The organism is Aliiroseovarius pelagivivens (assembly GCF_900302485.1).
Taxonomy (GTDB): domain Bacteria; phylum Pseudomonadota; class Alphaproteobacteria; order Rhodobacterales; family Rhodobacteraceae; genus Aliiroseovarius; species Aliiroseovarius pelagivivens.
Genome location: NZ_OMOI01000001.1, coordinates 704,851 through 717,119 on the forward strand (window position 1 = coordinate 704,851; position 12,269 = coordinate 717,119).

The following is a 12,269-nucleotide window of genomic DNA, read 5'->3' on the forward strand; positions in this document are numbered from 1 at the left end:
ATGAACGACGTAGCTATTGGCCCAGTACGATTTGGCAATCACCTTCCCTTGTCGGTGATCGCTGGTCCCTGCCAGCTGGAAACACGTGAACATGCGTTGTTTCTGGCTGACCGTCTGAAACAAGCTTGCGCTGACGCTGGGGTGGGCTTTGTCTTTAAAGCCTCCTTCGACAAGGCAAATCGAACGTCTGCAGGTGGCAAGCGCGGCCCGGGGCTTGAAGCCGGGCTTGATATGTTGGCGGCGGTAAAGTCTGAAATTGGTGTGCCGGTCATCACAGATGTGCATTCACCAGACCAGTGTGCCACGGTGGCTGGGGTCGTCGATGCGCTGCAGATCCCCGCTTTTCTGTGCCGCCAGACGGATTTGCTGACGGCTGCTGCAGAAACTGGAAAGCCTGTGAACGTTAAGAAGGGTCAGTTTCTGGCGCCGTGGGATATGGCTCACGTGGCGGACAAACTGATTTCAGCTGGCAGTTCGCAGATCTTGCTGACGGAACGGGGCACCAGCTTTGGCTACAACACACTCATCACCGATATGCGGGGATTGCCGCAGATGGCCGAACTTGGGCACCCGGTGATCATGGATGCGACCCATGCCGTGCAAATGCCGGGGGGGCAAGGTGCGTCCTCGGGGGGGCAGCGGGTCTATGCTCCGGTGCTGGCGCGGGCGGCGGTGGCGGTCGGAGTGGCAGGCGTCTTCATTGAAACCCATCAGGATCCTGACAACGCGCCTTCGGACGGCCCAAACATGATCCTGATCGACCAGATGCCCGCATTGCTGGCGGACTTGGCGGCGCTAGATGCCGTAGCCAAGGCGCGGCCCTTGGGGGATCGGGCGACCTGACCATGCGCATCTGTCCTTCAGGTTTTCGCGAATACGATGTGCGCTGGCGCTATCCGGATCAGATCGACCTAGAAGGGGTGAGTGCTCTTGGATTGGCGCTTGGCACGCAGCTTCTACGCCGTGACTTAGGCCGCCGGATCGTCGTTGGGCATGACTACAGAAGCTATGCGCCCCGGGTGAAGGACGCGCTGGTGTCGGGGTTGGTTACCTCGGGCGCGCATGTGCTGGACATCGGCTTGTGCCTGTCGCCTACAGCCTATTTCGCCCAGTTTCATCTGGATTCTCCTGCGGTTGCCATGGTGACCGCCAGCCACAATCCCAATGGCTGGACTGGCGTGAAAATGGGATTTGATCGCCCATGCACCCATGGTCCCGAAGATATTCGGGAGCTGCAGGAACTTGTGGAGCAAGGTGGCGGGGAAACGCGTCCGCATGGGCGTGCGGAACAGGTGCTTGGCGTTCAAGAAGCCTATCTGGATGATCTGTCACAGGCCGGTCCGCTGCCACGCCCGCTGCGTGCAGTGGTGGCCACAGGGAATGGAACTGCAGGGGTATTTGCGCCTGATCTTCTTCGGCGGATCGGCGTTGATGTGATCGAACTCCATTGTGATCTGGATCATAGCTTTCCCAACTACAATCCAAATCCCGAGGCCATGGAAATGCAGCGCGACATGGCGCGAGCGGTTCAGGAAACCGGTGCCGATCTGGCGTTTGGCTTCGATGGTGACGGGGATCGCTGTGGTGTCGTCGATGGACAAGGGCAGGCGATTTCGTCCGACAAGCTTGGGCTGTTTCTAGCCCGTGCGCTGGCGAAAAAGCATCGCGGCGCCCGTTTTCTGGCCGATGTTAAATCTACGGCGTTATTTGCCACGGATCCGGTGCTGAAGGCGGCAGGGGCTCAGGTCGAATATTGGATAACCGGACACAGCCACATGAAACGCCGCCTGCGTGATACTGGCGGATTGGCCGCGTTCGAAAAATCCGGGCATCACTTTCTCGCGCCTCCCATAGGGCGTGGTTATGATTGTGGTTTGCGCGTCGCCGTCGAACTGTGTCGTGCGTTGACCCTGCCTGACGCGCGCCCCTTGAAGGGCGAAATTGCCGGGCTGGGACAAAGCTGGATCTCGCCCACTATGTCTCCACACTGCGATGACGTGGTGAAGTATCAGGTGGTGGACAGGCTGACAGGCGTATTCCTCGCGATGAAAACGGCAGGGCAGAGCATGGCTGGGCGTAGGGTCATGGATGTTCTGACAGTGAACGGAGCGCGGGTGCAACTGGAGGACGGAAGCTGGGCGTTGGTGCGCGCGTCTTCAAACACTCCAAATCTGGTTGTGGTCTGCGAGAGCCTGGTCAGTGAAGCTGATTTGAAGCGGATATTTAAGGATTTCGACAAGATTATACGCAGTGCGCCTGAGATCGGTCCCTATGATCAACGCCTCTAAAGCAGCGCTGTTCATCCGCTCATAAGATAGGGGTGGTTCCAGAGTGTTTGCGCAAGTTGTTGGCCCACCGAAATTCCTGCAAGAACCGAAATTTTTGGGGTTGCACCCCGTATCGGCTTTGTCTAATTAATCGCGCACGGTTGGGGTGTAGCCAAGTGGTAAGGCAACTGTTTTTGGTACAGTGTACCGTAGGTTCGAATCCTACCACCCCAGCCAATCATTCCCGTCTCAAATCCCGTCACGCGTTTCTTGCGAATTCATCGCGCGATTTCCGTGCGTTGCGGCGTTGGGTTTTTCCCTGAGACGCATTTCCCGGACGAACTTCCTCGACATTCCCCTAAAGTCTCAGGCGCGCAATTGCGGCGGTGCGGATTGCTGTGATTTCCCTGATAACAGGGAATTTACAGGGAATTTTTGCGTTTTCGACCGGATTTGGCTGATTAAGTGCCGTTATTCCCGCATTAAAACAGGCGCTTAGAGAGCGTTTTCCCTACTCAATGGAACAGGGAAATTAATCGCGATAACAGGGAAACCGTTTCAGAAAACAGGGAACGATTAGAGGGGATCAGGGAACGGCTACTTTGCAAACCCGAGCAGTTTTTCCTGCGCGCTCCAATCAAGGGGTAGGGACGTTCTGACCAGAATCTCCAAGGTCAGTTCCACAGGTTGGATGCCTTCCATAATGGCGGTTTGAATGCGGGGCGAGAGAAAGGCTAGCGGTGTGATCCGCCGAATATAGCTCTCCGTCTTTCCGACATGTGCCGCGACTTGTTTTAGTGTCTCGCCTGCCTTGAGCTGATCTGTCCAGATGTGGGCATTGTGCAGCGCACGCTTGAGCGTTGGGTCAGGGACTGGTTCGCGCTCCCCGGCGATGATCTTCATCTCGACCCCGCGCCGACGGCAGACGAAGGGCACCGTGATCTGACGCAAAGAGGGCTGAATGTCCTTTGGAGAAACGTCCAGCACTTCGGATAATGCTTCCAAGCAAAGTTCGATCTGCAGCTGCTCATGGGAAACTGTCCCTTCCTTGATGATGTGAGCGCTGCTGCCCAGCCCCTCAGACTGCACCTTGGCAATAAACGCTTCCGCAGCAGATTGCGCCCGGCCTGATGCAATGACATCGGGAACGACTAGCAGCTCATGGCGTTGTGCCGCCTGGGAGAGATGCTGGCAGATGGCCTGAACCACCGCGTTCTCGAAGGGTTTTGCGGGCAAGCGCCATCCGGCCGGATCGGTGCCCTTAGAGAGCAACCTGTTTGAGAGGTAGTACCGATGGATCCTGCCCTGCTTTGTTGTGTGGGAGGGCGTCAGGATATCTCCTGTCTTGTCTCGGAACGTGCCAAGCAGCGGGGCACTCATATGTGAGTCGCCCAATCGTGTTTTGGCGGTGTGCACGCCACGCCGTTTGGCGGCCGCGGACTGTAGTCCTTCTTGCACCCGCTCCCATTGTTCCCGCTCAATAATGGCCTCATGAAGCCCGGGCCAAATCTTCTGTTTGTGCCGGATCATGCCATTATAAATCGGGTTGCAGAGGATGTGATGGATCTGCCCGCGACTGAGTGGGCAACTGCCCTGTTCTCTTCCGCTCGCGAAGACATGGTGCTTTGAGCGCAATCCCTCCTGTTCGGCCTGACGTGTCACAGCACTAAGACAGCCAAGCTCTTCATAGAGGACAAATAGGCGCTGCACGGTGACGGCCTCACCTTCGTTTAACACCAGCTCTCGACGCATCTTGTCTGGATGCGGATCATAGCCAAGTGGCGGGACACCTCCCATCCACAGCCCTTTCTTCTTCGAGGCGGCAATCTTGTCGCGAATGCGCTCGGCTGTGACCTCGCGTTCAAACTGGGCAAAAGAGAGGAGTACGTTCAGGGTGAGCCGCCCCATGGAGGATGAGGTGTTGAAGGCCTGCGTGACCGAGACAAAGGAACAGTTCACCTCTTCTAGCCGCTCTACCAGCTTGGCGAAGTCTGCAAGTGACCGGGTAAGCCTGTCGATCTTATAGACCACCACCATGGCGATGCGGCCTGCATCGATATCATGCAATAGCTGTTGTAGGGCAGGGCGCTCCAATGTGCCGCCAGACTTGCCGCCATCGTCGTAACGGGTCTTAAGGAGCTTCCAACCCTCATGCTTCTGGCTAGCAATATAGGCCGCACAGGCTTCATGTTGTGCATCAAGAGAATTGAACTCCTGCTCCAACCCGTCTTCCGAGGATTTGCGCGTGTAGATGGCGCAGCGGGTCTTGCGGGATGAGTTCATTTGCCCAGCCCCTTGGTGAACCCAAAGAAGCGAGGCCCGGACCAATGTGCTCCGGTAATGGCGCGCGCGATGGCCGAGAGGGAACGATATGTCTGGCCGTTCCAGATGAACCCACCCTCTACCACATCCACCACATGGGTTGTGCCATTCCATTCGCGCAGCAAACGCCCGCCCGGTTTAACGCGAGGCGTGGGCTTAGAGGCTGGCGTGGCCGCTGCTGTGACCGACTTGAGCAGCGATTTAGACAAGCCGCCCTGTGCGAGGGCCTGAATCTCAAAGGCGATGACGCGCCGCATGAGGTTCTGGCTCATGCGGGTGGGAGCGGGTGTTCCCACCACCTCCCGCCAGACTTGTTCCAAACGACGTCGATCAAGCGCGGGCAGCGTGTCGATCTTGGGAAGGGGCATGATGGATCTCCTTGGGTCTGATTGCGGCTGTCAGCCGCTACCGAGGAGCGCCCGATCTTGTCGGGCGTGAGACCAGTGATGCGTGGTTGGGGCGCACAGTCCAGTGGAATATCCGGATTGCGAACAGCGGTGGCGCGGAAAGGTGCGACACAACATATGGTAGTGCGATGGGGGTGGTGGGGGATATCTGCCAAGAAATCGCTTTGCACTCGCCGACAGATGTGAGATTGTGTGCGCATGGGAATAACACCTGTTGAGGCTAGGCTAGCAGGTGTTGGTGCGAGATGCACACCCTGCCCCTAGCAAAAGTCCCCGACCGGGAGGGTTGTGGCAGAAGGGCCTCGGATGAGGAGATGTCCATCACCATTATGGGTGGATGGTCGCACGGCCGGGATGGCAAGTCCGGATGAGATGTCCGAGGCGAACTGACGAAGACGAGATGTCTAAGCCAGTAAGACGAGGCAGCGGATGCTGCCTGTCTACAATCTTTCAAATCTAGTCAAACGCTTCGGGGCGCATGTCATTCACGTGCTCTGAATGTCCAGAATAAGGAACTCCGATATGGAGCATGTTCACCATTACGCTGTCGTTGACATCGACACCCTCATACCCTCCCCGCGCAATGCGCGTACGCATGACCAGAGGCAAATCCAGCAGATCGTCGATAGCATTCAGGCCTTCGGTTTTACCAATCCGCTACTGATCGATGAAGCCGGTGGCATCATCGCTGGACACGGTCGACTGGAGGCCGCCAAAAAGCTGGGGCTGGCGGAGTTGCCAGCGATCAGAGTTGCCCATCTCAGCGATCCCGAGAAACGCGCCTTGATGCTGGCGGACAATAAGATCGCGCTCAATGCCGGTTGGAACATGGAGCTGTTGGCCTCGGAACTGGCAGACCTCTCGGAGATGGACCTAGCCTTCGACTTGGAAATCACCGGCTTTGAAGTTCCGGAAATCGATCTGATCATCGAGGGTGCGAATGATGAGACGCCGCCAGAGGAAGTTGCGCCTGAACCCGACGCCGCAGCCCCATCCATCTGCCAGCACGGGGATCTGTGGCTGCTCGGGCAACATCGCGTCCTATGCGGCGATGCGCGCAATGGGGATGACTATGACAGATTGATGGGTAGGGCACAGGCGCATGTCGGTTTTACCGACCCACCTTACAATGTCCCGATCTCGGGCCATGTATGTGGCAGTGGCAAGGTCCAGCATCGTGAGTTCGTGGAAGCGTCAGGCGAAATGAGCGAAGACGCCTTTGAAACCTTTCTAAGAGACACACTCACATATTGCGCCGTTCACAGCCAGGAGGGGGCTGTCTGGTTTGCCTGCATGGATTGGCGTCATATTGGCGAGATCAGATCAGCCGGATTGTCAGCTTTTGATGACTGGCTGAACATGTGTGTCTGGGCCAAGACCAATGGGGGCATGGGATCCCTCTATCGGTCGCAGCACGAGTTGGTCTTCGTCTTTCGAAAAGGCAGGGCGTCTCATCGCAACAATGTGCAGTTGGGCCGGTTCGGTCGCAATCGCACCAATCTCTGGACCTATGCCGGTGTGAACACCTTCCGAAATGGCCGGATGGAGGAGCTACAGGCGCATCCGACGGCAAAGCCCGTGGAGATGGTGAAAGACGCCATCCTTGATGTCTCCAAACGCGGTGAGATTGTGTTGGACCCCTTCCTGGGATCCGGCTCCACTCTCATTGCGGCAGAGCGATGCGGACGCATCGCCTATGGGCTCGAGATTGATCCAGCTTATGTGGATGTGATCCTACGCCGCTGGCGTGATGAGACTGGGCAGCAGCCGCTTCGCGCGACTGACAAGGCCACGCTCTATTCGCTCGAACAGTCGAATGACGCGGAGGTGGCCCAATGAGTAAGGATCGCGACGATTACGAGATCGGCTACGGTAAGCCCCCCAAATCCACCCGTTTCAAGAAAGGGCAATCCGGCAATGCGAAGGGGCGCCCCAAGGGAAGCCGGAACTTCGCCACTGACCTCGATGAGGTTCTGAAGGCGAAGATGACGGTGAATGAGAACGGGAAGCCCAGAAAGGTCTCGGCACAGCAGGCGGCTCTAATGCGCCTGCGTGAGAAAGCCCTGAATGGAGAGATCCGTGCTCTGGATCGGTTGCTGTCGATGGCGGACGAACGATCTGCGGATAAAGAGGCGCAAAACAAGGAGCGCCACCTGTCTAGCGATGAAGTGGATATTCTGGAGCGCTTTGTGAATGTGCACGCCGTTGCCTCAAGCGCGGAGGGTCAGAGCGATGGCGAATGATCTGGACCTCATCCGTGTGTTCAATGCGCTGATGCGCGATGACCTCTCGAGCTTTATTCAACGTGTCTTTGCTACAGTGGATCCGGGCAGCACCTACCATCACAATTGGCATATCGACGCGATTGCGCATCAGCTTGAGCGGGTGGAGCGGGGAGAGATCACCCGGCTCATCATCACGATGCCGCCCAGATCCCTGAAGTCGATTGCGGCCTCGGTGGCGTTCCCAGCCTGGCTCTTGGGGCGAGATCCGCAAAAACGGATCCTTGCGGTGTCCTATGCGGAAGGTCTGTCCGACAAGCTAGCACTGGATTGTCTTAAGGTACTGGACGCGCCCTGGTACAAGTCCTGCTTTCCGGCGACACGGATTGCCCGCAGTCGAACTGCGCGCAGCGACTTTGAGACCTCGCGAGGGGGTGGTCGCTTCTCGACCTCGGTCGGGGGGACGATCACCGGGCGCGGTGGGGATATCATTCTGATCGACGATCCCCACAAGCCTGAGGATATGGGGTCGGAGGCAAAGCGCACGACGGTTCTGGACTGGTATCGCTCGACGCTGTTGAGCCGATTGAATGATCCAAAGAACGGGCCGATCGTTTTGATCCAGCAACGTGTTCATGAGGCAGATCTGGCGGGAATGCTGCTGGAACAGGGCGGATGGGAGCATCTCGATCTGCAGGCGATCGCGGAGGACCCTGTTGAGATCGCTCTGACCCAAGGGCGCTGCATTCAACGTGAGCTGGGGGATCTTCTCCACGCGGAGCGGTTGCCACGTGACCTGTTGGATCGCCGTCGCGACGAGTTGGGCTCCTATGTCTTCGCGGCGCAATACCAACAACGTCCTGCGCCGCTGGGCGGCGGCTTGGTAAAGTGGGATTGGTTCAAGACCTATGACACGCCGCCCGATAGGGTGCCCGGGGATCAGATCGTGCAGAGCTGGGATACGGCCAGCAAGGCTGCTGAGGCCAATGACTACTCGGTCTGTACGACCTGGCAGGTCAGAGGTAACGACGCTTGGCTTCTGCATGTCTATCGCGCGAAGCTCGAGTTTCCGGCGCTACGACGGCGCATCGAAGAAGATGGGCGCAGAGTGCGTGCTAACCTGATCCTGATTGAAGAAGCGGGATCCGGCATTCATCTGATCCAGGATCTCAAGCAAAACACCGGTCTAAAGGTCAAAGGCATCATTCCCAAAGATGACAAAGCAACCCGTCTTTTGGCGGTGACCCCGATGATCGAAGGGGGACGTATTGCGATCCCCCAAGATGCCCCTTGGTTGGCCGACTTCCGACGCGAGCTTCTCCTGTTTCCAAATGGAAAGCACGACGATCAGGTCGACAGCCTCTCGCAGTTCCTCAACTGGCATGACAGACCGAAGCATAAATCGGGATACGTCAGGTTTAAGTTGTGAAGGAGGGGGCTGGTTGGTTAGGGCGGGAAGCGGACCTTCGCTGCAAATTGTGCCGAGGACCGCTATGCGGGACAAAGCTGCCGAAGTACGATTTGTCTCGATTGTCGGCTCTCCGACCCAAAGCCGCCTCTCGAAATCGCCAAACATTTTGTGTTTCAGCATACTCAGCCGCGACCGGAGACACCCGCTTGGTATTGGTGAAGGTCCGAGATAAGAGATTGGCCGGAAGGGACGCCCATCCGGTCGCAGAACTCCGCCCAGACCGTTGCGTAGGGCAAATCCTTGATCTCTTCGGTGACAACCAGACGAGACGTGTAGTCGAGGTTGTTTTCCGCTGACTTCAGCCTATCCCAAGGGGCCAGCAACGCGCGCAATAGTGCCTTTTGCATGTTACGAGTCCCGATTACCCAGGCCGCTGTCCGGCTGATTGTGGCATCGAAGAAATCAAGCCCGATATGAGTGCGATCAAGCAGGCCAGCGCTCACCAATTCTTGCGCCATCTGCAAGATCGCGTCGTCCAGAAGGATCACATGATCGCTGTCCCATCGCATGGGGCGGCTGACGTGGAGCAGGATTTCATCGACGGACAAGGCTACCGAGCTTAGTTTGTCGGCGACGTTCTCGGTCGGGTGGAAATGCCCCATGTCGAGGCACAGCAAGGTGCCTTTGCGGGTCGCGTAACCCATGTAGAATTCGTGGCTGCCGACAGTGCAGGCTTCCACGCCGATCCCGAATAACTTGCTTTCGACTGCATCAAGCATCTGCGCCTTGTCGTGTTTCGTGGCCATCATGGTGTCGAGCGAGTTTTCCAAACGCTGGCGTGGTTCCATGCGATCAACGGGCGTGTCCTTATAGCCATCGGGAACCCAAATATTATTCACGACAGGTGAGCCTAGAGCCGCGCCCATCTGGGCGGCGATATCGCGTGACCGTTTGCCGTGTTCAATCCAGAACTCACGGATACCCTGATCGGGGTGGCTGAGCGTCAGGTTGTCGTCCGCCTTTTCGTGGGCAAAGAAGGTCGGGTTGAAATCGAGGCCAAGACCTTGGTCCGTCGCCCAATCGACCCAGGGTGCGAAGTGGCTGTATTCAATCTCGTCCCTGTCAGGATTCTGGTCGGTATCAAGGTAACATGCATGCAGGTTGAGCCGGTGCTTGCCGGGAATCATCGAGTAGGAAAACTCAAGATCGGCGCGCAGCTCATCTGGCGTGCGCGCACGACCCGGATGGTTGCCCGTGGCCTGAATGCCGCCGCCAGAGTTGCCGGTTTTGGCCTCGAAACCCACCACGTCATCCCCTTGCCAGCAATGCATGGAAATCGGGATCTCCGCCAGTTTGCTCAAGGCTGTTTCAGTATCGACGCCCCAATCGGCGAAGGCGGCTTTCGCGCTGTCATAGCTCATGTCGTGTCCTCCCCTGGACGCCTTAACGCGTGAACGCTTCTTTGTTGCCGGCATCGACGTTGATGATGTTGCCCGTGGATTTGGCCGACAGATCGGACGCAAGGAAATAGGCGGCTTCGGCGATGTCTTCGGGCAGCACAGAGCGCTTCAGCATGGAGCGATCGCGATACATCTCTTCCAGCCCGTCTTTGTCGGTTCCGTAGGTGCCCGCACGCTGGTCGAGCCATTCACCCTGCCAGATCTTGGAGCCTTTCAGCACGGCATCAGGGTTCACCACGTTCACCCGAACGCCCATCGGGGCACCTTCGAGGGCAAGACAACGTGCGAGGTGCAATTCTGAGGCCTTTGCAGTGCAATAAGCAGACGCATTCGGCGAAGCGGCGAGGCCATTTTTGGAGGCCACAAACACCACAGCGCCGCCCATGTCCTGAACCTTGAACAGCTTGAACGCTTCGCGGCTGACAAGGAAGTAGCCTGTAGAGAGGATCGACATGTTCTTGTTCCACAGATCAAGGGTTGTGTCCTCGATCGGGGCTGAGCTGGCGATGCCAGCATTGGACACAAGGATATCGACACCACCGAACTCGGCCGCTATCTCGTCGAAGGCGGAGGCCACGGCGGCCTCATCGGTGACATTCATGTTGACCGTGCGCACGACATCTGAGGAGTACTTCGCGCTGAGGCCTTCTAACGTCTCAGCAAGTGCAGCATCGTCGATATCTGCAAGCATCACACAGGAGCCCTCGCGCAGGTATCTGTCTGCGGTCGCGGCACCGATCCCGCCTGCGCCGCCTGTGACCAAAGCCACGCGGCCGGCCATAGATTTCGGCGCGGGCATCCGCTGCAGTTTGGCCTCTTCAAGAAGCCAGTATTCGATGTCGAACGCTTCTTGTTCCGGCAGGCCTTGATACTCCGACACCGCATCGGCGCCGCGCATCACGTTGATGGCGTTGACATAGAACTCACCCGAAATACGTGCCGTTGCCTTATCCTTGGCAAAGGTAATCATACCGACACCGGGGATCAGGTAGACGACCGCGTTGGGGTCGCGGATGGCGGGGCTGTCGTCGTGTTTGCAGCGATCATAATAGGCCTGATAGCCGACGCGATATTCAGCGATAGCCTCATCGAGGCCAGCGATAGTGGCATCTACGTCCGGCTTTGCAGGATCAAAATCGACTACCAATGGGCAGATTTTCGTGCGTAGGAAGTGATCGGGGCAGGATGTGCCCAAGGCGGCAAGCCGCTCCATGTCTTTGGCGTTGACGAACTCCAGAACAGCGTCGCTGTCTGTGAAGTGGCCCAACATATGCTGCTGGCCGGACACATATCCACGGATGGCTGGCATCAGGCGCGCGGCTGTTGCGCGGCGTGTGTCCGCATCAAGACTGGTGTGAACCGCCCCGCCGAACGCATCCTTGCCAGCGGTTTCCTTGGCAAACCAATCCATCGCCGTCTGAATGACGTCCAGCGTCAGCTCATAGCAGTCCTTCGCGTCATCCGCCCACGTGAACAGCCCGTGGCTTTCCAGAACGACGCCCTTCGCATCTGGGTTCTTCTCGCAGAAATCCGACAACCAAAGGCCCAACTCGTAGCCCGGTTTCTTCCAAGGCAACCAGCCGATGCTATCGCCAAAGATCTTTTGCGTCAGCGCCTTACTGTCCTTGGCTGCAGCGATTGCGATGATCGCGTCGGGGTGCATGTGGTCGACGTGTTTGGCTGGCACGTAAGCGTGCAACGGGGTGTCGATGGACGCCGCGCGCGGGTTAAGGTTAAACGTGCAATGCGGCAGGTAGGCCACCATCTCGTCTTCGAATTCGACCCCGCGATAAAGCCCGCGCAGCGCATTCAGCTTGTCCATATAGAGTGTCGAGAACCCGTCCATCCTGATCGACCCAACGTCCCCGCCTGAACCTTTGACCCACAGCACTTCTGTCAAGTCACCCGTCAACGGATCATCTTGCATCACTTTCGCGGACGTATTGCCGCCGCCGTAGTTCGTGATTCTTTTATCAGACCCCAAAAGATTTGACCGATAGAGCAGTTTCTCCGGCTCGCTCATCTTACTGGCTTGGGCTTCATCCCATTTATTTTCAAGGCGTTGGCTATTCTGGGAAGATGTCATGTGTGTCTCCGTGGGCGACAGGTTAAGACTAACTATTGGATTTCAACGTGACGACACAGCACAGGTAAGTCAATCACTTTCGATCAAAAGCAAT

Annotated in this window: 9 protein-coding genes and 1 tRNA gene; 6 read left to right on the forward strand and 4 right to left on the reverse strand. The window is 57.4% G+C overall.

The features are described 5' to 3' along the window. The 3 genes from kdsA (at position 1) to ALP8811_RS03505 (ending at position 2,504) form a co-directional block, all read left to right on the forward strand. On the forward strand, positions 1–843 hold the full coding sequence (kdsA, locus tag ALP8811_RS03495) for a 3-deoxy-8-phosphooctulonate synthase (RefSeq protein ID WP_108855787.1): 843 nt from the start codon (positions 1–3) through the stop codon (positions 841–843). Between the two features lie 2 nt (positions 844–845). Then, positions 846–2,288, forward strand: a complete 1,443-nt coding sequence (locus tag ALP8811_RS03500; RefSeq protein ID WP_108855788.1) for a phosphomannomutase/phosphoglucomutase — start codon at positions 846–848, stop codon at positions 2,286–2,288. A 141-nt stretch (positions 2,289–2,429) separates the two neighbouring features. After that, a tRNA-Gln gene (locus ALP8811_RS03505) sits at positions 2,430–2,504 on the forward strand. Between the two features lie 360 nt (positions 2,505–2,864). On the opposite strand, the gene ALP8811_RS03510 is transcribed toward ALP8811_RS03505, so the two are convergent. Next, a complete protein-coding gene (locus ALP8811_RS03510; RefSeq protein ID WP_108855789.1) occupies positions 2,865–4,550 on the reverse strand; it encodes a recombinase family protein in 1,686 nt (561 codons plus the stop codon). Beyond that, positions 4,547–4,957, reverse strand: coding sequence for a DUF2924 domain-containing protein (locus tag ALP8811_RS03515; protein ID WP_108855790.1), 411 nt, complete (start codon positions 4,955–4,957; stop codon positions 4,547–4,549). The genes ALP8811_RS03510 and ALP8811_RS03515 overlap by 4 nt, the downstream gene beginning before the upstream one ends. Before the next feature lie 561 nt (positions 4,958–5,518). Between ALP8811_RS03515 and ALP8811_RS03520 the strand changes: the two genes are divergently transcribed. From ALP8811_RS03520 to terL, 3 genes are read left to right on the forward strand one after another with little or no spacing between them, the layout of a single operon-like run. Continuing rightward, complete coding sequence (locus tag ALP8811_RS03520) at positions 5,519–6,835, forward strand: site-specific DNA-methyltransferase (protein ID WP_108855791.1); 1,317 nt, start codon at positions 5,519–5,521, stop codon at positions 6,833–6,835. Then, positions 6,832–7,239, forward strand: coding sequence for a DUF5681 domain-containing protein (locus ALP8811_RS03525; protein ID WP_108855792.1), 408 nt, complete (start codon positions 6,832–6,834; stop codon positions 7,237–7,239). Before ALP8811_RS03520 ends, ALP8811_RS03525 begins: the two co-directional genes overlap by 4 nt. Further along, positions 7,229–8,647, forward strand: coding sequence for a phage terminase large subunit (gene terL, locus ALP8811_RS03530; RefSeq protein ID WP_181363680.1), 1,419 nt, complete (start codon positions 7,229–7,231; stop codon positions 8,645–8,647). Before ALP8811_RS03525 ends, terL begins: the two co-directional genes overlap by 11 nt. A gap of 164 nt (positions 8,648–8,811) precedes the next feature. Here terL and ALP8811_RS03535 read toward each other — a convergent pair whose 3' ends face one another. Together ALP8811_RS03535 and ALP8811_RS03540 are read right to left on the reverse strand one after the other, a co-directional pair. Beyond that, on the reverse strand, positions 8,812–10,050 hold the full coding sequence (locus ALP8811_RS03535; protein ID WP_108855794.1) for an L-rhamnose isomerase: 1,239 nt from the start codon (positions 10,048–10,050) through the stop codon (positions 8,812–8,814). A gap of 22 nt (positions 10,051–10,072) precedes the next feature. After that, positions 10,073–12,175, reverse strand: a complete 2,103-nt coding sequence (locus ALP8811_RS03540; RefSeq protein ID WP_108855795.1) for a bifunctional rhamnulose-1-phosphate aldolase/short-chain dehydrogenase — start codon at positions 12,173–12,175, stop codon at positions 10,073–10,075. Between the last annotated feature and the right edge of the window lie 94 nt (positions 12,176–12,269).